The organism is Nocardia sp. NPDC004654, from assembly GCF_040609595.1.
Lineage (GTDB): Bacteria > Actinomycetota > Actinomycetes > Mycobacteriales > Mycobacteriaceae > Nocardia.
In genome coordinates, this window is record NZ_JBEXKI010000011.1 from 121,311 (window position 1) to 140,783 (window position 19,473).

Annotated in this window: 17 protein-coding genes and 1 pseudogene; 10 read left to right on the forward strand and 8 right to left on the reverse strand. The window is 65.9% G+C overall.

Annotated features, from left to right (window positions below; genetic code table 11):
* Positions 1-16: 16 nt before the first annotated feature.
* Both ABZV58_RS31560 and ABZV58_RS31565 read right to left on the reverse strand, forming a co-directional pair.
* On the reverse strand, positions 17-982 hold the full coding sequence (locus ABZV58_RS31560; RefSeq protein WP_355003845.1) for an SMP-30/gluconolactonase/LRE family protein: 966 nt from the start codon (positions 980-982) through the stop codon (positions 17-19).
* Between the two features lie 24 nt (positions 983-1,006).
* Entirely contained in the window at positions 1,007-1,372 is a 366-nt protein-coding gene (locus tag ABZV58_RS31565; protein ID WP_355003846.1) for a MerR family transcriptional regulator, read from the reverse strand.
* A gap of 59 nt (positions 1,373-1,431) precedes the next feature.
* Between ABZV58_RS31565 and ABZV58_RS31570 the strand changes: the two genes are divergently transcribed.
* Complete coding sequence (locus tag ABZV58_RS31570) at positions 1,432-2,193, forward strand: alpha/beta hydrolase (protein WP_355003847.1); 762 nt, start codon at positions 1,432-1,434, stop codon at positions 2,191-2,193.
* Between the two features lie 3 nt (positions 2,194-2,196).
* On the opposite strand, the gene ABZV58_RS31575 is transcribed toward ABZV58_RS31570, so the two are convergent.
* Both ABZV58_RS31575 and ABZV58_RS31580 read right to left on the reverse strand, forming a co-directional pair.
* Positions 2,197-2,439 (reverse strand): hypothetical protein, encoded by a 243-nt coding sequence (locus tag ABZV58_RS31575; protein ID WP_355003848.1) that lies wholly within the window; start codon positions 2,437-2,439, stop codon positions 2,197-2,199.
* A gap of 562 nt (positions 2,440-3,001) precedes the next feature.
* The gene (locus ABZV58_RS31580) at positions 3,002-3,304 is read right to left on the reverse strand and encodes a hypothetical protein (protein ID WP_355003849.1); all 303 of its coding nucleotides are present in this window, start codon (positions 3,302-3,304) and stop codon (positions 3,002-3,004) included.
* A 292-nt stretch (positions 3,305-3,596) separates the two neighbouring features.
* Between ABZV58_RS31580 and ABZV58_RS31585 the strand changes: the two genes are divergently transcribed.
* Entirely contained in the window at positions 3,597-4,988 is a 1,392-nt protein-coding gene (locus ABZV58_RS31585; protein ID WP_355003850.1) for an acyl-CoA dehydrogenase family protein, read from the forward strand.
* A gap of 34 nt (positions 4,989-5,022) precedes the next feature.
* On the forward strand, positions 5,023-6,246 hold the full coding sequence (locus ABZV58_RS31590) for an acyl-CoA dehydrogenase family protein (protein ID WP_355003851.1): 1,224 nt from the start codon (positions 5,023-5,025) through the stop codon (positions 6,244-6,246).
* 135 nt (positions 6,247-6,381) lie between these two features.
* Here the strand turns inward: ABZV58_RS31590 and ABZV58_RS31595 are convergent, their stop codons facing one another.
* Together ABZV58_RS31595 and ABZV58_RS31600 are read right to left on the reverse strand one after the other, a co-directional pair.
* Positions 6,382-6,717, reverse strand: a complete 336-nt coding sequence (locus ABZV58_RS31595; protein WP_355003852.1) for a hypothetical protein — start codon at positions 6,715-6,717, stop codon at positions 6,382-6,384.
* Positions 6,718-6,926: 209 nt separating this feature from the next.
* A pseudogene (locus tag ABZV58_RS31600) lies at positions 6,927-7,031 on the reverse strand (DUF5131 family protein); the annotation flags it as partial.
* Between the two features lie 492 nt (positions 7,032-7,523).
* Here ABZV58_RS31600 and ABZV58_RS31605 point away from each other — a divergent pair.
* The 3 genes from ABZV58_RS31605 to tcmP all read left to right on the forward strand — a co-directional run bounded on the left by ABZV58_RS31605 (position 7,524) and on the right by tcmP (position 10,115).
* Positions 7,524-8,162: a sigma-70 family RNA polymerase sigma factor gene (locus ABZV58_RS31605; RefSeq protein ID WP_355003853.1), complete on the forward strand. Its 639-nt coding sequence runs from the start codon at positions 7,524-7,526 to the stop codon at positions 8,160-8,162.
* Positions 8,159-8,827: a hypothetical protein gene (locus tag ABZV58_RS31610; protein WP_355003854.1), complete on the forward strand. Its 669-nt coding sequence runs from the start codon at positions 8,159-8,161 to the stop codon at positions 8,825-8,827. Before ABZV58_RS31605 ends, ABZV58_RS31610 begins: the two co-directional genes overlap by 4 nt.
* Before the next feature lie 97 nt (positions 8,828-8,924).
* A complete protein-coding gene (gene tcmP / locus ABZV58_RS31615; RefSeq protein WP_355003855.1) occupies positions 8,925-10,115 on the forward strand; it encodes a three-Cys-motif partner protein TcmP in 1,191 nt (396 codons plus the stop codon).
* A 67-nt stretch (positions 10,116-10,182) separates the two neighbouring features.
* Here tcmP and ABZV58_RS31620 read toward each other — a convergent pair whose 3' ends face one another.
* Positions 10,183-10,926, reverse strand: coding sequence for a phage Gp37/Gp68 family protein (locus ABZV58_RS31620; protein ID WP_355003856.1), 744 nt, complete (start codon positions 10,924-10,926; stop codon positions 10,183-10,185).
* 1,679 nt (positions 10,927-12,605) lie between these two features.
* Between ABZV58_RS31620 and ABZV58_RS31625 the strand changes: the two genes are divergently transcribed.
* Positions 12,606-13,247 carry a hypothetical protein gene (locus tag ABZV58_RS31625; RefSeq protein WP_355003857.1) on the forward strand — a complete coding sequence of 214 codons (642 nt, stop codon included), beginning with the start codon at positions 12,606-12,608 and terminating at the stop codon, positions 13,245-13,247.
* A gap of 42 nt (positions 13,248-13,289) precedes the next feature.
* Here ABZV58_RS31625 and ABZV58_RS31630 read toward each other — a convergent pair whose 3' ends face one another.
* Positions 13,290-14,270, reverse strand: coding sequence for an acyl-ACP desaturase (locus ABZV58_RS31630; protein WP_355003858.1), 981 nt, complete (start codon positions 14,268-14,270; stop codon positions 13,290-13,292).
* A gap of 242 nt (positions 14,271-14,512) precedes the next feature.
* Here ABZV58_RS31630 and ABZV58_RS31635 point away from each other — a divergent pair, with 242 nt between their 5' ends.
* The 3 genes from ABZV58_RS31635 (at position 14,513) to ABZV58_RS31645 (ending at position 19,427) form a co-directional block, all read left to right on the forward strand.
* On the forward strand, positions 14,513-16,132 hold the full coding sequence (locus ABZV58_RS31635) for an acyl-CoA synthetase (RefSeq protein WP_355003859.1): 1,620 nt from the start codon (positions 14,513-14,515) through the stop codon (positions 16,130-16,132).
* A gap of 206 nt (positions 16,133-16,338) precedes the next feature.
* Positions 16,339-17,994 carry an acyl-CoA synthetase gene (locus tag ABZV58_RS31640; protein WP_355003860.1) on the forward strand — a complete coding sequence of 552 codons (1,656 nt, stop codon included), beginning with the start codon at positions 16,339-16,341 and terminating at the stop codon, positions 17,992-17,994.
* Between the two features lie 119 nt (positions 17,995-18,113).
* On the forward strand, positions 18,114-19,427 hold the full coding sequence (locus tag ABZV58_RS31645) for a TerD family protein (protein ID WP_355003861.1): 1,314 nt from the start codon (positions 18,114-18,116) through the stop codon (positions 19,425-19,427).
* Positions 19,428-19,473 lie beyond the last annotated feature (46 nt).

Consider the following 19,473-nt stretch of genomic DNA (forward strand, 5'->3'; position numbering starts at 1 on the left):
CAGGCGCAGGTTCCGGCTAGCGCCGCCGTTCGTCGGCGGGTGTGAGGTCGAGACCGGACGGTGGGCGCAGGCGGCGCAGTGCGCCGTCCATGCTCGTGACGTACAGTGCCCAGCCGTCGGCGTCGCGCACGATGCGCACCGAGGTCGCGCCGTCCGGCGGGTTACGGAGGGGGCCGGGCTTGATCAGTCCGGTGATGATGGCGCAGGCCGCGCCGGTGGCGGTGTCGACCTGGTAGACGGCGCCCAGCGCGTGATCGGCGACGAACAGCAGGCCGTCGCGGGTGGCCTCCATGTCGTCGGGCAGCGCGAGCAGTTGCGGGATGCCGGTGACGGCGCTCCAGCTGTTGGGCGCGTCCAGCGGGATGCGGAAGACCTTCAGTTCCAGGCTGTCGGTGAAGAGGGACCGACCGTCGGGGGCGAGCGCGAGTCCGTTGGTCAGCGGCAGCGCCGACCAGGTCTTGGTGTACTCGCCGGTGGACGGGCGGTAGCGCGAGATGCCGGTCGGCGGGGCCTTGATGCCGATGGTGGTGAACAGCAGATCCCCGTCGGGAAGGACCAGCAGGCCGTTCGGTCCGTTCAGGCCGGTCAGCAGGACCTCGACCGCGCCGGTGTCGATGTCGTAGCGCCGCAACGTGCCCGGCGCGGCGTCGAGGCCGTCGCCGGTGAGGAAGTACACGGAGCGGCCGACCACGCGCACGCCCGCCGGGTGGTCGAGCCCGGTGACCAGCGGTTCGAAGCGACCGGCGGCGTCCACGTGGGCGAGGAATCCGTCGAGGATGCCGGTGACGTAGAACCCGCCCGCACCGTCGCTGTCGAGATTTTCCAGATTGCCGACACCCTCGACCACGGTCTCCACGCCCCAACCCTGCGCACAGGACGCGGGCACGAAATCACCACTGGCCGACGGCGATCCGATGACCGATCCGGCCGCGAGCGCCAAGAGCGCGGCGCCGAAACGCATACTCCCCATCCGTGATGGCATGCGGCATACGCTAATGCCCGCGAGTCACTCGCGCGCGAGCCAGTCACGAATGGCGTCGCGCTGGACGCCGAGCAGAGCACGCTGCCGCACGAGTTCGGCGATCTTGCCGTCGAGTTCGGCGTAGCGCTGTTCCACGATGTCGAGCGACTCGTCGCAGGGCAGCACCCACCGCGTCGGATCCCACAGACAGGGCAGCAGACCGCGGATGTCCTCCGTCGACATTCCGGCCGAAAGCAATTCGCGAATGCGCGCGACCCGCACTTGTGCGTCCTCGCCGTAGACGCGGTAGCCATTGGCGTCTCGGCCGGGCAGCAACAGACCCTGTTCCTCGTAGTAGCGCAACAGCCGCGGGCTCACGCCGCAGGCCCGCGACAAGTCTCCGATCAGCATGTGACTCCGCTCACTCCGGGTTGGCCTTCACATCCATGTCAATACCTAACTTCTGCGGCATGACTGCGATTCCTCTGACCACCACCGTCACCGGGTCCGGGCCCGGCATCGTCCTCGCGCACGGAGCGAGCGGATCGATCGAGAGCAATTTCGGCGGCATCGTTGCGGCACTGGCCGCGACGCACACCGTGGTGGCCTCCGACTATCCGGGCGACGACACCTGCCTCGACGTCGACGGACTCGCCGACGCCTTGGTCGCGGCCGCGGTGGAGGCGGGCGTCGAGACGTTCACGATCATCGGGTACTCGCTCGGCACCACGGTCGCGGTGCGCGCCGCGGTGCGGCATCCCGACCGGATCCGCGGATTGGTGCTGGCCGCAGGCTTTTCGAAGGCGGACAACCGCGCCAGGATCGTCGCGCAAGCGTGGCAGGATCTGCTCGATCTCGGCGACACCGAGACGTTCGCGCGGCTGTCGGCCTTGGTGGGATTCTCGGCGGACCACCTCGAGTCGCTGTCCGCGGCGGCGTCCGACGCGCTCGTCCGCCAGATGGCCGGGTCCGTTCCCGGCGGCACCCGACAGCAAGCGGTGCTCGTCGAAAACGTCGACACCACCGATGATTTGGCACACGTCACGGTGCCGACCCTGGTGGTGAACGCCACGGCCGACCTGCTCATCCATCCGGCCAACTCGCGCGCTCTAGCGGCCGCCATCCCCGGCGCGGAGTACACCGAGATCCACGCCGGACATGTGCTCATGATCGAGCGGCCCGAGGAGTGGTGGAAGACCATCGACGAATTCCTGTGTCGGCACGGACTCTAGCTGTCAGCCGAGATACTTTGCGCGCGGCCAGAGTTCATGCCACGGTGCGCGGAGTTCGCGGCACACGAACAGCGGCTCGCCCTGCTCGTCGATGCCGAGGCCGTTGTCGATGCGGTAGGCCTTGCCGGCGGTCAGCAGAAACACGACGAACAGCAGGACATAGGTGACAGGGAAAGCGCGATAGCGCGGTTCCCGCCACAACCGCCAGAGCCCGTAGCCCCACAGCGGCGCGAGCAGCGGACCCATCAGCCCGAATCGCAGAAGCACGAACATGATCGGCGAATCCGAGGTGCCCGACGAGCCGCCCGCGATGGCGCGCGCGACGTCGCACTGCGGCCATCCGTTGTTCGCCGGCCACCAGCCCGATCACAAGCCACCAGCGGGGATCGGAGCGACGATCGATCGCCGCGCCGTCGACCGCCCCCCGGTTTCCGGGCGCCGCGCCAAGGCCGGGCCGAGCAGGCTCACGCAACAACCACAGCAGGAGCAGCCCGAGCAGCAACCACGCCGCCAGATCGAACACCGCCGCGCTCGACATGTGCCCGACACCCTGCACCAGCGCAGCGCTGGCAACCGCCGCAGCTGCCAAGGTCTGCGCCCCGCGACCGCCGCCGAACTCGCGAGCCATCAGCCCGGCGCAGACCACCCCGAGTGTCGCCGCGAGCACGGCTGGGGCCCGCAGCAGCGGCAACGATTCGGGATCGATCGCCGACATCGCCCTGGCCACGAGCGGGGTGAACGGCGGCTGATCCCGGCCACGCGGGACCAACGCACCGTCCGATACGACGGCCCCGCGGAGCCGCCTCCGTCAGCCCGCGCTACCCGGCCGCGCGGAGCCGGTTCCCGACCCCGTCGCCGAACCGGACTCCCCGGATCCCGACCCCGCCGACCCGGACGGGAATCCGACCTCGCCCGAACCGAGGTCGATGCCCGTCCCGCCCTCGCCCGAGCCCAAATCGAAGATTGGTGCGCCGGAACCGAAATCGACCCGCGGCGGGCCGCCCGGATCCACATCGATGGGCGTCAACGGCAGTCCGGGCGCGGCGCCCGCGACCGGTGCGCCCAATCCCACCGCCACCGCGAACCCGGCCAATACCACAAGTCGTTTCATGAACAAGACCTCCATTTCGGGGGCAACTATGTGCCGACACCGTAGCGGAATCCGCAGCGTAGTGAAGTACATTCGTTTCACTATTCGGCAATACGTGAGGTATCACTGAAAAAACGGCAGGCACCTGGGATCGAGAGGCGAATCGGTCGACCGTCCAGCATGCGTCGGCAACCTCCGGCAGCATCGACTCCGATGGCCGCTCGACGGTCTTCTTACTCTGGAGTAAGATTGCCTTACTCAGGAGTAAGATAGCTGGGACAAGACCTCACCCACCCACCCGAGAAAACAGGTGATGATGAGCACTCGAGACAGCGCAACGACGCGACGTCCAGACACGTCAGCCGTCGGCCTCAACCAGCCCAAGCGGGACTGGATGGGTGCCGCGATGCGGGTCATGACAACCCTCACCGGGTCGGAGCTCGCCGAGAAGTACAACCTGCGCAAGCCGATCGAGCGAGTCACCTACGAAGGCACCAAGACCGGCTTCCGCACCCTGGGTGCGGCCACCCGCGCGTTCAACAAGGTCGCGGGCGGCGGCGCCCCCAAGCGGCTCGCGGACAACGAGTCGAAGAAGAAGGACCTCTTCGACATCACCCCGTCCGACGAGCAGCAGATGATCGTCGAGACCGTACGCGAATTCGCCGCCGAGATCCTGCGCCCCGCGGCCTACGAGGCCGACAACTCCGCCAAGGCGCCGCGCGACCTGCTCGAGCGCGCCGCGGAACTCGGCATCACCCTGATCAACGTGCCCGAGGAGCTCGAGGGTGCGGCCTCCGAACGCGGCGCGGTCACCAACTCGATGGTCGCCGAGGCGCTCGCGCACGGTGACATGGGCCTCGCGCTGCCGATCCTGGCGCCGAGCGGCGTCGCGGTCGCCCTCTCCCAGTGGGGCACCGATTCCCAGCAGAAGACCTACCTGCCCGCCTTCACCGGCGAGAACGTGCCGCAGGCCTCGGTCGTGATCAACGAGCCGCGCGCCCTGTTCGACCCGTTCGCCCTGCAGACCAAGGCCACCCGCTCGCCGAGCGGCTACCGCCTCAACGGCGTCAAGAGCCTGGTGCCCGCCGCCGCGGACGCCGAGCTGTTCCTGATCGCCGCCGAGCTCGACGGCCGTCCCGCCCTGTTCATCGTCGAGTCCGACGCGCCGGGCCTGGTCGTGGAGGCCGACCCGAGCATGGGTTTGCGCGCCGCGGGCATCGGCCGCCTGCTGCTCAACGACGTGGCGGTCTCCGCCGACGCCGTGCTCGGCGACGGCGACGCCAAGACCCGCGCCGAGGAGTACGCCGACGCGGTGCGCCTCGCGCGACTGGGCTGGGCTTCGCTCGCCGCCGGCACCAGCCAGGCCGTGCTGGACTACGTGATCCCCTACGTCAACGAGCGCGAGGCGTTCGGCGAGCCGATCTCGCACCGCCAGGCGGTGGCGTTCATGGTCGCCAACATCGCCATCGAGCTCGACGGTCTGCGGCTCGTGACCCTGCGGGGTGCGTCACGCGCGGAGCAGGGCCTGTCCTTCGGTCGCGAGGCGGCGCTGGCCCGCAAGCTGGCCACCGACAAGGGCATGCAGATCGGCCTGGACGGCGTGCAGCTGCTCGGCGGCCACGGCTTCACCAAGGAACACCCGGTCGAGCGCTGGTACCGCGATCTGCGGGCCGTCGGCGTCGCCGAGGGTGTCGTGCTCATCTGATCGGCTCGTTCCTTCCTTCAGGAGACCTTCAACAATGATCAATCTCGAACTCCCCAAGAAGCTGCGGGCCAGCGCCAACCAGGCCCACCAGGTCGCCAAGGAGATCTTCCGGCCGATCTCGCGCAAGTACGACCTCGGCGAGCACGAGTACCCGGTCGAGCTGGACACCATGGCCGCCATGGTCGAGGGCCTGGCCGACTCCGGCACCCAGAAGATCGGCGGCGCCGCGGGCGGCCGCTCCGAGGAATCCGACGCGCACGCCACCGAGCTGCTCGGAAACACCAACGGCGGCAACATGTCCGCGCTGCTGAACGCCCTGGAGACCTCGTGGGGCGACGTCGGCCTCATGCTGTCGATCCCCTACCAGGGGCTCGGCAACGCGGCCATCGCGGCCGTCGCCACCGACGAGCAGCTGAAGCGCTTCGGCAAGGTGTGGGCCGCGATGGCCATCACCGAGCCGTCGTTCGGCTCCGACTCCGCCGCCGTCACCACCACCGCGGTGCGCGACGGTGACGAGTGGGTGCTCAACGGCGAGAAGATCTTCGTCACCGCCGGTCAGCGCGCCACCCACATCGTGGTGTGGGCGACCGTCGACAAGAGCCTCGGTCGCGCGGCGATCAAGTCGTTCGTCGTGCCGCGCGACGCTCCCGGCCTGTCGGTGGCCCGGCTCGAGCACAAGCTCGGCATCAAGGCCTCCGACACCGCCGTGCTCCTGTTGCAGGACTGCCGGATTCCCGCCGACAACATCCTCGGCAGCCCGGAAGTCAACGTGGAGAAGGGTTTTGCCGGGGTCATGCAGACCTTCGACAACACCCGCCCGCTGGTCGCCGCGATGGCCGTCGGCGTGGCCCGTGCCGCGCTCGAGGAGCTGCGCGCCATCCTGACCGCCGCGGGTATCGAGATCTCCTACGACACCCCGGCGATCAACCAGCACGCCGCGGCGGCCGAATTCTTGCGCATGGAAGCCGATTACGAGTCCGCCTACCTGCTCGCGCTGCGCGCGGCGTGGATGGCCGACAACAAGAAGCCCAACTCGCTCGAAGCCTCCATGTCGAAGGCCAAGGCAGGCCGCACCGGCACCGACATCACCCTCAAGGCCGTCGAACTGGCAGGAACCATCGGCTACTCCCAGCGCACCCTGCTGGAGAAGTGGGGCCGCGACTCGAAGATCCTCGATATCTTCGAAGGCACCCAGCAGATCCAGCAGCTCATCGTCGCGCGCCGGGTGCTCGGCAAGACCAGCGCCGAGCTGAAATAACTAGTCGCACAACGGAAAACCGGTGCGGGGTCGGGTGGCCCCGCACCGGTTTTTCTGGGACAACGGGACATAGCGTGTCTTCTCCCGCTTTGGCAACGCGAACATCAGCGAACCTTCCACGTACTTCACTTGCCGCTAATGTGCACCACCACGCGCGGTCGATATCGTCCGGTGAAATGGCCAGGATTTTGCTTTGGCGGGGACCGAGACCTGCACCGAGTGGAGCACGAATCGCATAGCGAGAGTTAACACCTTTTCGAGCTGACACAGTAGCGCAATCCGCCGATTATTCGGCCAGACAACGACTTTCGGGCGACGAGCAATGGGATGACGAACCTTTTTGGCGCGGCATGGATTGCCACGGATAACCTTGTCGTCCACGGCCGAATCCAGCACACCTAACACCATGCTGAACAGGACGTACATGTAGTTGTCGGCATGCTTGCGTTCTTCCAAATCGCGATTGAGCACTGCTGCGCCTTGGCAGGTTCGAAGGAACCGGTGCCACTCTCGACGTCCGCAACCGAGAGGTTCTCCTGAACCACGGTTGGGGCTCCGTCACCGAAGCCGAATCGCTGCGAATGCTCGAAATCTCCACTGATCTCGTGGATGACGCCTTTCCGCTACCTCGCAGGATCAAGAGGATGTGGTAAATCGAACCCGGTTACCGACCAGCCAGTAGTGGGCCGCGGGTTGTCGGCGATGACATCGACCACCGCCCGGACGAAGTCCTCGCCGACTTTGGTGTGGAACAGATCCGACATGGAGTTCACGCACACCATCCGCGGGTCACGCCATCGGTTCTTCAACGCCTCGGGGGTGCTCGATGACCTCGAACCCAAACCGGATCTCCTTCTTGTGGTCGTTCTACCTGGGCCGGCGCCCCCGGCAGCGGTCCACCCGATATGGGTACACATGACGCCTCGGTGAGTCCCCCCCCAAAAAAAACACGACGACAAGGGCGTGACGGCGTGTCGGATGCGATGTTCGGTCGTGTCTCAACATTCAGGGTGGCTCGCGCGACTACTAGATATGACTCTTTTGCGGGTTGCCGGAGGCCGGTTCGCGGTGGTGTGCCAGCTAGCGTGGGGTTCGTACGTTCCACAGCCGGCGACGGTGGAAGGCCAACTAGCCAAATGGTCTTGGTCTCCGGTGCGCCGCCTCTACTACGGGGGCAGCGAGTTCAAGTGTTGCCGCTGTACCGACTCGAACGAGGCTCGTACGGCTACAGTCAAGGCAAGCGAGGCAGCAAAGGATCATTGGGGGATCCCCGCACGATGACCGACCCGATCCTTCCGGAACTGGTTGAAGCGCAGCAGAGATTCGAAGAGCTGTTTCGTCGTCACTCACCAGCGGTGTTCCGGTATGCCTACAGGCTGCTCAACTGCGACACTCACCGCGCGAACGAGATTGTCCAAGAGGTCTTCATAGCCGTGTGGATCCAGTTCAACCGCGACTTCCGGGACAAGTCGATGCAGTCGTCGCTGCCGATGATCATGAAGATCGCTACTCGACGGGTGCTCGACGACGTGCGCAAACGCAGCAACAGCGTTGTGCTGGTACCCGACTTCGTCGACGATCACGTCTTACTGCTCACACCGACCGGAAGAAGGAATCCTCTCGATCTCGTGCTCAGTTCCTTCGACCGCGAGCACTTCAGGCACGTCCTGATGGAAGAGCTGACAGACGCCGAGTACCACGTAGCACTCATGTCATGGGAACTGGGCTTGCCCGATGCCGAGGTGGGCGAGTACATGGGCATTACAACGTCCACCGTGCGATCTCACAAGTGCAGGGCACGCAAGAAAATTCACGAGATCGTCGAACGCGGCGATCATCGCATCGGCAACCCCCGTGAGTTCGAGAGAGAAGGCGCGGACTTGGGGAAAAGCAGTGGAGGTGAAGCCACGGCATGACTGCGGAAATGGGAGGGACCTACAGCAGATTGGCCGCTGTCGGCGAGACGACTTACGTCCCCGGAGCGGACGAGCCCAACAACGATGAAGTTCAGTACGACGTGGAGGCTGGCCTTGCGCGACTGCGGAGCCGACTCGGCTTCGATAGAAAACCTCGCCGTCCATCCGAGAATCAGGCAAATCAACTCCGCAAACACCAAGATCCGGAGGCCCGGCTCGTCACAACGCCGACGACACAGCCCGCACCCCGAACTGTGGAGTGGCCAACGGCCGCGCGATTCGGCGAAGTTGCCGCACGCATGGATGCACTCGTCATCGCTCCACTGCGGATCTCCAGTGCAATCTCACCTGAGGTAGCGGTACGCCTCGGTGATGGGGAACACGGAGAGCGGTGGACGCTGAGCTGGCTGCCCGAAATGGTGCTGAACCGCCAGCAAGCGCTCAGCGCGATGGTTCTCGATGAGATCCTCACCGACCCGCAAGAGCTCGACAGCGCGACAATCATGCGGATTCTCCGCCATCTCGCTGACGAGCTAGGGATGCCACTGGAGCGCGTTCTAGTGCGGCTGTCCTCGGTCAAAACCGACTGCAGGCGGACAGTGAGAAGCCGACGAGTGCCGCTGACCCAGTGGGACTCCGGTGCGGCGATGGCACGAGAGGCGTAGGACGGAATGAGACTGCCCAGATGACACACCCACGAGCTTGTTCCGGCCTGTGGTGAGTGGCGAACACCAACGCGAAAAGCAGCTAGCAAGAAGATATTTGGAAGCGAAGCAGCCTGCCTTCTTCGTCCGTGCCGATACGCTTGGTTGGAAGGCGTGCCGGTTGCGGGGACTTCACAAGGGGGTTTACAGCATGCCAGTCGACGGACCTGTGCCATGGCCGCGTGTAGAGCACACTGCCGCCAAGCACGACATTTACGATAGGTACCTGCGCCGATGGTTCCCGATCATCCTCAGCGACAACTCATGGAACACCGCGACCTACGCCGAGGGGTTCTCCGGCCCGGGTGTATATGACCGTGGAGAGGACGGTTCGCCGATCATCGCGGTCCGCGCCTTTGTCGAAGAGGTCTCCAACCCTTCGAAGAAGGCTCGCTTCCTGTTCATCGATGACGATGAACGCTGCATCGCCATGCTTCCCGAGCAACTGAAGCGGGCATTCCCCGATCGACCGCGGCCAGAAGATCAGATGCCTGTACTGATCAAGAAGGGCAAGTGCGAAAAGCTTCTGGAGACAGAACTTGACAACGCGGGAGCATGGGAGGCGCCGATACTCGCCGTCCTCGATTCCTGGGGCAACGCGCCAGTGCCATACCGGTTCCTACAGCGCATCGCCAACAACAAGGGCTCGGAGGTGATCGTCACCTTCAAGCCTCAGCACTTCGTACGATTCGTCGATGATCTCGGTGACTCCGCTGACGACGTGTTCGGCGGAGACCAGGCCTGGCGTCAAGCCGGATCGGTCGATAGCAGCAAGAAGCGGCAGTTCATCCTCACCTGTTACCGATCGGCGCTCAAAAGTGCGGGATTCCGATACCTGCTGGACTTCGAGCTGGTCGACCGGCGCGGCGACACACTGTACCTCGTGTTCGGCACGAACCACCGACTCGGCGTGCAGAAGATGAAAGACAGCCTGTGGGAGGTCGATCGCGCGTTCGGCGTGGGCTTCCGGGATCCGCGCGATAGCCAGCTCGAAGTGCTCTTCGAGTTCGAAGATCCGCAATTGGGGCCGCTGACCCGTCTTCTACACCACCGTCTGCACGAGATCGGGGAGGCTCGAGTCGAGGACCTGCGCGACTACGCCCTGTTCAACACTGTTTTTCGCCCGGAGCATGTCATCAAGGCTCTGCGGCCTCTTGTGCACTCTGGAGCAGTGGAACTCGACAATGGTGGTCGCCAAATAAGGCGAGGGTCAATCGTCGCGATCGCAAGCAGCAAGGCCAAAGCGTAGAAGTGGGCCTGGACGGTCATTAGTCGTGACTGGGCCGCCATATTCGACGAGGCCCAGCTGCTTCAGGTCACGCGGTCAGTGCGGGCATCTCGTCCCACTGTTGTCCGTCGAGTTCGCGGCCCATCGCTTTGGGTGTCCGGCCGCCCCACTGCTTGAAGAAGAACGGCACGTCCGCGGCCTGGCAGGTGTCTCGGATGTGGCGCACCCATGCCGGATCCATCAGCCGGTGATCGGCGCCGGATTCACCGCCGGCGATCACCCAGCCGATCCCCTCGAGCACCAGGCCGTCGAGCGGACCGAGCAGTGGCTCGCACGACAGGAACCGCACGGCGGCGGGCACGTCCCGCAGATGGTCGATGCGGTCGAGGTAGTCGGCGTTCTCGACCGATACGCCCATCCACACGTTAGCGGGCCATTCGAGCCGGTCAGCCAGGCGCTTCAACCGCACCGACCGCTTAGTGAGCACCTGGTAGGTGTGCTGAGGGGTTTCGCGCATCACGTCGAACACGTCGCGGATGAACCCCACCGGCACCTTGGCATGGAACAGATCCGACATCGAATTGACGAATACGATGCGCGGGGCGCGCCACCGCCGCGGCACGTCCAACGCCTGCGGGTGAATGGTCACGCCGAACCCAGGACCGGAGGTGCGCGCGTCGCCGTCACGCTGGTACTTGCCCGCGCCCATGGCTTTCAGGCGTTTGGCCAGCGCCATCGCGTAGCAGTGATCACAGCCGACGGATACGCGGTCACACCCCGTGACGGGGTTCCACGTCGCTTCGGTCCACTCGATCCCCGACTTGTCCGACACGGCGCCTCCTCCGAATGCTCTTGACCCTACGACACGATGTAATTCGTAGCGTCAGTTCATCCATCGTGTGACTTTTTCTCAAGAGGGATTTCGACTCTGAGCGTCGTCTCCGGTCATGTCGTTCAGGTTTCGAAGATCAAACGCAGCGTCGGCCTGATCGTCGCCATTGTCGGGGATCATTGGCGCCGTGTCCAGGTAGTCGGCAACCTTCGGATACTCGGCTCGGAGCCGCTGCTCTCACCGAGTAGCGCTGCCACATTGGCTGCCGTGTGGTCTACTGGCTCCGTTTCCTCGGGTTGCTCCAGGAGCGCTAGAAAGCTTTTGCGCTCGCCGCAGATGCTGGCGGCGGTTGCTCGGCAAGACCAGCACCGAACTCGAGTGACGCGCTGACCTGAAGCGAAACCGGTGCGGGGTCGGGTGGCCCCGCGCCGGCTCTCCGTGAACAGATCCCCGCTAGCCGCAGCTACCTCGCTCGTTCACAATCAGCAGCCGGACCACAACCTGATCACTATCGGCTGAGCGCACGGCAGCGTCACCGATGTGCGCGTCCAACCCACGCACCGCCGCTCAACCTCGGCTGCCGGTGGAAGGCCGCCAAGCGGCACACTGCTCGCGAGTGTTCGAGCGATCGCAATAGCCGAGCGCCGTCGATCGGATGAAATCCGATGTCTGGCAGATCACTAGGTACAGCTGCGAAACACCATGGGCAACCGGCACAGTCGACGATTCCGATGCTGGCCGGAGTGGGCGCTCAGGCGGGGCGGCGCAGTTTCCGCGGTGACCGACTCAGTCGTCAACGGTGGGATGACCGGAGCCTCGAACCGGCCACCTGCACCGGCCGGATAGTCCTCAGGGGCGCGGACAGTTCCACGACTGCCCTTGATGGCCAGGGCAGTAGACACGGATAGTCGCACGAGCACGGAGTCCGTAACTACCGTTGGGCCCGTCCGGAGCGGCGTAGACATACTTGGCCTCGATGTCATATGTGCCCTGTTTCGACGGTGTCCATTGCATCGTTGCGGTGCCTTTCGATGATTGGATCGGCTGGTAACAGGTCGTTATGCGATCGACGGTGGTACAGAAGGTCGCTGTCCCTTCCATTGCGGGGTCCGCAGTGATCGTCAGCGAATAGGTTGACCAGACAGAGTAGGTCCCATTGTCCGAGGACATCGTCAAGCGAGCTTCAGCCGCAGAGGCGGTGGGCGCGGCGAGCACCATTACCGCAGCGGCCACCGCAGCACCGAGACCGAATCGGCGCACGCGCCTGCTCGAAAAAGTTGTAATCATGGATGATTCCCCCTCATCTGCGAGTTCTGCGCAGGTATGCGGCCGGGCCACATTCCGTCGTACACGGTATCGGAAAGTGCCCCAGGGAACAATGTGAACAGCGCTGTGTCCCAACAGATCTCATGATCGCGACGTTCTGCGGGCGGACAATGCGCGCGTGAGTGCAGCGATCGGTGGCTCGCGGCCCGCACGCGAGCGCGTCTTCGTGGCTGTCACGACCTCCGGTGGGTAGCCCTGCCGGGTCGGCGGCCTGCGTTGTGCGCCTGAGCCAGTTGTTGTTCGGGGTGGGTTGTGGTGGGGTTTCGAGGGTCGGTAGGGTCCCGGGGGTTACCGCGAATCAGCGGAGGAATTTCAGTAAGGCTGTACCAAGGACTCTGGCAAGGAGATTGGTTATGCGTCGACTGAGTTTCAAGCGTCATCTCACCGCGGCGGCGGCCATTTCGGCCGTGTTGGCGACGGTGTTCAGCGGGAGCGCGGCGGCGGAGCCCGAGGTCCCGACCGTGGACTGGGGCGTCGCGGTGCAGAAGCTGCGGGAGGCCGCCGAAGGTAATCCGTTGGCGGAGGAGGCGATCGAGCGACTCCTCGCCGAGCGGGACCGGTTGCCCGCCAAGAGCAAGGTCGCGCTGCCCGCCCAGCCGTTCCAGATTCCGGCCCAGTCCGACATCGGCCGCGGCGGGGGCCCCGGCGTGTACGGGTCGGGCATCGCGCTGGGCACCGACGGCTTCCGCCTCGGCTTCTTCGGCGGTCCCGGCACCATCTCGCCGAACCAGGGCGGCGCCAAGATGGAAGCGCTGTGGGTCAATCTGTCCAACGGACGCAGCGGCACCGAGGTGCTCTACGAGCACAACGACGTTCCGGTCGACACCACTATCCGTTCCAGGGCGCTCGACCTCGGCCCCGGCATGATCGTCTCCGCGGTGTACGGAACCCTGTGGCACCGTTGGTCGGTCCCGGTCAGCGACGCCAACCCGGACGGCTACCAGTACCAGCGCGGCACCATCTCCGTCCCCTCGATGGGCGCGGTCTACAACTGACCCTCGGTTCGTCGCGGCGGCCACCGCGCCGCCGCGACACAATCACCCCCGCCCGGAATCTCCTGTCTCCGCGGCCAATCGGCGAGCCGCTTCCGCCATCAATATCCGGTCGCGCCGCTCCTCGAACCGCGCCGCGTCCCGATCCAACTGCTCGACGTACGTGCCGAACTCCTCCCGGCATCGCTCGCCGCGAGGTCCGAAATCGGTGCGGCCGAAGATGTTCCACTTCCGCAACACCGGCATCAGCACGTCGTCCAGGTGCTGGCGCGGATCGTAGATGCCATGTTTGGCGATGAGGACCGCCTTGCGACGGAAGTCCGGCATGCCGATGCCCGGCATCCGGAACCTCCGCACGATCGTCGAAATCGCCTCCAGCGCTTGGTCGGGCGTGAGTTCGAGGGCGGCTTCGCACATGTTGCGGTAGAAGACCATGTGCAGGTTCTCGTCGGCGGCGATGCGTTGCAGCATCTTGTCCGCGATCGGATCGTCGCAGACCTTGCCGGTGTTGCGATGACTCACCCGAGTGGCGAGCTCTTGGAAGGTCACGTACGCCAAGCCGTAGAGCGCGTTGTTGTCGTGGTCCCAGGCCGCGGGCGTGTCGGCGCCCTTGGTCATATGCACCATGCGGGCGCGTTCCAGCGCGACCGGGTCCACTCCCCTGGTGACGACGAGGTAGTCGCGCATCGTGATGCCGTGCCGGTTCTCCTCGGCGGTCCAGCGGCCGACCCAGGTGCCCCAAGCCCCGTCCCGGGAGAAGCCCTCGGCGATCTCGCGGTGGTAGGAGGGCAGGTTGTCCTCGGTGAGCAAGTTGACCACCATGGCCGCTCTCGCCACTTCGGACAGCCGCGACTGTTCCGGCTCCCAGTCGGCGCCGCCCATCGCGGCGTAGTTGCGGCCTTCACCCCAGGGCACGTAGTCGTGGGGGTGCCAGTTCTTGGCCGTCGCCAGGTGCCGATTCAGTTCGCGCTCGACGATCGGCTCCAGCTCGATCAGCAATTCCAGTTGGGTCAAGTTTCTCGACATGTCGGTGTCCCATCCGGGCGGCGGGTGTCGTGCGTCGGCTCGGGCGGGTGGCGAGGCCGCGGGAGCGAGCCACTGGCGCCGCCCGGAGAGACCCGCGCCGACGATGCCACGTCACACAGGACCATTGTCCGCTTTGTCGCCTTCCAATGTGACCCATGACACGTTCGCTGCTACGGTAGGCATCCACATAGCCGCATCGCGAGGTCGAGTGCCGACGCGAATGTTCAGTGGAGGAGTTCGAGGTGAGCGTGGCGCGTGCGCTGGAAACCGTGAAAGCCCTGGGGGTGCTGCGGCATCGTGGAGTCAGCGATCCCAAGGCACCGCTGGAAACCCTGCGCACTATGCGCGAGACCAAGGCGTTCGGCCCGCAGGCGGCCCTGGTGCGGCATTCCGCCCGCATCGCGCCGGATCGGGTCGCCCTCGCCGACGAACGCGGCGAGCTGACCTATCGCGAGCTGGACGAGCAGTCCACCGCCGTCGCCCGCGGCCTGCACGCGGCGGGCATCACCGAGGGCACCGTGGTCGCCGTGCTGGCGCGCGACCACCGCGGCCTGATCATGTCGATGATCGCCGCGGGCAAACTAGGCGCGCGAATCGCGCTGATGAACACCGGCTTCGCCAAGCCGCAGTTCGCCGAGGTGTGCGTCCGCGAGAAGGTCAAGGCGGTGCTGCACGACAGCGAGTTCCTCGGGCTGCTCGACGCGCTGCCCGCCGACCTGCCGCGCTACCTGACCTGGGTCGACGAGGGCGCTCAGCTGCCGCAGGGCGCGCAGACCTTCGACGACCTGATCGCCGCGAACTCCACCGAGCCGCTGCCCGCGCCGAGCAAGCCCGGCGGCTTCATCATCCTCACCAGCGGCACCACCGGCCTGCCCAAGGGCGCGCCGCGCACCAAGGTGACGCCGATGGCCACCGCGCAGTTCGTCGACCGCATCCCGTTCCAGAAGTTCGGCACGATGGTGATCGTCTCGCCGATCTTCCACAGCACCGGTCTCGGCACCTGGCTGGTCGGCACGGTGCTGTCCAACAAGATCGTGATGCGCCGCCGCTTCGACGCCGAGGCGACGTTGAAGATGGTCTCCGACCACAAGGCCGACATGCTGGTCGCGGTGCCGACCATGTTGCACCGCATGGTCGAGCTGCCCGAGGAGGTGCGCGCCAAGTACGACACCTCCTCGCTGAAGGCCATCGTGCTCGCCGGTTCCGCGCTCTCGCCCGAACTGTGCGTGCGCGCCGCCGAGGTCTTCGGCCCGGTGCTGCACAACCTGTACGGCTCGACCGAGGTCGCGATCGCCACCATCGCCAAGCCGGAAGAGCTGGCGCAGGCGCCCGGCACGGTCGGGCGCCCGCCGATCACCTGCGACGTGCGGCTCTACGACGACAACGACCAGCTGGTCACCGGCCGCAACGTCACCGCGCGCATCTTCGTGCGTAGCGGCGCGCCGTTCGAGGGCTACACCGACGGCCGCAACAAGCAGATCATCGACGGATACATGTCCAGCGGCGACGTGGGGCACTTCGACGACAACGGCCTGCTGATGGTCGACGGCCGTGACGACGACATGATCGTCTCCGGCGGCGAGAACGTCTTCCCGCAGGAGGTGGAGAACCTGTTGCTGGAGCGCCCTGACGTGTTCGACGCCGCGGTGATCGGCGTGGACGACGTGGAGTTCGGCAAGCGGCTGCGCGCCTTCATCGTCCCCGAGCCGGGCCACACGCCCGACGGCGAGGAACTCAAGGCCTACGTCAAGGACAACCTGGCCAGGTACAAGGTGCCGCGCGAGGTCGTCTTCCTCGACGATCTGCCGCGCAACCCGACCGGCAAGCTGCTGCGCCGGGTGCTCGTGGAGTACCAGGTCTAGGCCGATCGCGGGTCGCGAATCGGAGCCGTTGCCGCGCAACCGATTCGCGACCCGCGAGAGACTTCAAAGGCAAGACCCGCACGCGGTGAGATGGATGACACACTCGGTAACAGTTGCTTGCTATTGTTAGCGCTAGCACTGGATCTCGATGTTGCGGTCCACACCACCCCGAGTCCCGGTGGCTGGACCGCGGAAGGTTGTCCCTTATGTCTTTGTCGCTTCCCGCGCTCGGCGGTTCCGTTCGCAAGGCCGGTGATCTCGCACTCGGCGTGAACGTCATGGTGAAGCGGGGTCTGTTCAACCCGCTGCGCCCCGACCACGCGGCACGCTCGGCGTTCAACGTGCTGAAGTTCGGTCCGTTCGCCGGTGTCGTCATGCACGCCGCGCAGACCAGGCCGCATGCCGCCGCCATCGTGGACGAGCGCGGCGAGGTGACCTTCGGTCAGCTCAACGAGCAGTCCAACGCCTTCGCGCGCGGATTGGAAGCTCAGGGCATCCGGGCGGGCGATGTCGTCGCCGTGCTGGCCCGCGACCACCGCGGCATGGTGCTCAGCCTGCTGGCCGCGGGCAAGCTCGGTGTGCGCGCGGTGCTGATGAACACGGGATTCGCCAAGCCGCAGTTCGCCGACGTCGCCACGCGCGAGAAGGTCAAGGCCGTGCTGCACGACAGCGAGTTCCTCGATCTGATGAGCGCCATCCCCGCCGAGATCCCGCGCATCCTCACCTGGGTGGACGAGAAGGACAACGCCGATCCGTCGATTCCGACCGTCGAATCGCTGTCCGCCGGCCGGTCCACCGCGCCGCTGCCCGCCCCGGCCAAGCCCGGCGGCATGGTCATCCTGACCAGCGGCACCACCGGCACCCCGAAGGGCGCGCCGCGCGACCGGGTCAGCCCGTTCGCCTCGGCGCAGTTCGTCGACCGGGTGCCGCTGCCCGCCAACGGCACGATGATCATGGCCGCGCCGATCTTCCACGGCACCGGCCTTTCCCAGTTCACCCTGGGTCTGGCGCTCGGCAATCGGGTCGTCTTCCAGCAGCGCCGCTTCAATCCCGAGCAGACGCTGGCCAATATCGACAAGTACCGCGCGGACTCGCTGGTCGTCGTGCCGACCATGTTGCAGCGCATCCTCGATCTCGGCGACGACGTGCTCGCCAAGTACGACGTGCGCAGCATCAAGGTGATCTTCGCGGCGGGCTCGGCCATCGCACCCGACGTGGTCACCCGCACGCTGGACCACTTCAACGACAGCCTCTACAACCTGTACGGCTCCACCGAGTGCGCCGTGATGACCGTGGCCACCCCTGCGGACATGCGCAAGTCGCCGACTACCGCGGGCCGCGCGCCCGTCGGCATCCGCATCGTGCTGCTCGACGAGAACCGCAAGCCGATCACCGAGCCGAACGTCACCGGAACCATCTTCGTGGACAACGGATTCGCGTTCAGCGGCTACACCGACGGCCGCACCAAGGAGATCGTCGACGGCATGATGTCCAGCGGCGACGTCGGGCACTTCGACGAGGACGGCCTGCTCTACATCGACGGCCGCGACGACGACATGATCGTCTCCGGCGGCGAGAACGTCTTCCCGCTCGAGGTGGAGAACCTGATCGCCGGGCGCGAGGACATCTTCGAGGCCGCCGTGGTCGGCGTCGACGACCGCGAGTACGGCAAGCGGCTGCGCGCGTTCGTCGTGCCGGGCCCGGACTCCAAGCGCGATCCGCAGGAGATCAAGGACTACGTCAGGGCGAACCTGGCCCGCTACAAGGTGCCGCGCGAGGTGATCTTCCTCGACGAACTGCCGCGCAACGCCACCGGCAAGCTGTTGCGCAAGCCGTTGATCGAGATGGAGATCCAGAACTGATTCCATGATCGCTCGCGCGGCGCCCGTTTCGTCGAGAACCGGCGCCGCGCGGGCTGTCGACCGCCCGGTCTGTCGGTATTAGGCTTGCGCGAGAAGGCAGTTCGAGCGACAGGGGCGCGATGTCCAGCGTGATCGGCAAAGGTGGGAACGTCGCGCTGGGCGGCGGGCGATTGCACGTGACCGTGGCGCCCGCCGGTATCGATCTCTCGGTGCTCTGTGTGCGCGACCACGGCAAAGTCGGTGACGACAGCGATTTCGTCTTCTACAACCAGCCGGTCTCGCCGGACGGTGCGGTGCGCCTGACCGACGGCGCGATCAGTATCGATCTGCCCAGCGTCGGCGCGGTGACCGACCGGCTTGTCGTGGCGGCGTCGGTGGACAACGGTGTGTTCGGCGGCATTCCGCTCGCGGTCCGCATCACCGAGGACGGCGGGCTCGCCCACGATCTGCCGATCACCGGACTGAGTTCGGAGACCACCGTCATCCTCGGCGAGGTGTATCGCCGCGCGAACAGCTGGAAGCTGCGCAACGTGGCGCAGGGGTACGCGACCGGATTGGCCGGGTTGGCCACCGATTTCGGCATCTCCGTAGACGACGAGCCACACAGTGCGAATACTGCTGCCGCACAGCACTGCGCGAGCTTCGGCACGCCGCCCGACCCGTATCAAGCCGCCCCGCAACGATTCCCGTCTCCGCCAGCACCGCCCGCCGCTTCGACTTCCGGCTCGCCACCGGACCCGCGTGCCGCGCAAGCTTTTTCGCCGACCTCGTCACCGCAGGGCATTCCCCCACAGACCCCGCCGCCCGGCGTGAACTTCTCCAAGGGCGCGGTCACCCTGACCAAGAACGCCCCACCCGTCTTGCTGGAGAAATCCCCGGTGATCCGACTACGGGTGGCATGGGCCAGCGGTACCGACTACGAGGCCTACGCCCTGGTCGTGTTGAACACCGGGGAGGTCGTGCACGTCGCCACCTTCGACGCCAAGGACACCCCGGCCAATCCGCAATACCGTGATCTGGTCCGGCACCTGGGCGACCGCGGCCGAGGTCACGTGCGCAGCGGCGGCGGGCAGGCCGAGGAGATCATCGAGGTCCGCTTCGCCCCCGAGATCGTCGCGATCGTGCCCGTGGCGTACTCCGCGATCAACAACGGCACCGGGTCGTTCTTCAAGTACCGGGTGTCGCTGGCCATCGAGAACGGCGCCGATCAGGTGGTCATCCCCGCCGATCAGGCGAAGAAGTCCAGCTGGATCTTCACGTGCGTGCCCGGCATCGTCTACAACCGTCCCGAGGGCGTGCTCATCGAACGACTCGAGCTCTACAGCAAGCGGTTCTCCGAATTCCGGCCCGCGGCGTTCCTGCGACCCGACGGCCGCGTCGAGGTGAAGATGGACAAGGGCCCGATCAACCAGTTCAAGGCCGACCGGACCTGACCCGAAGCTTCCATACGGAACCGCCTGGTCGGAGCTGTTTTCCGGC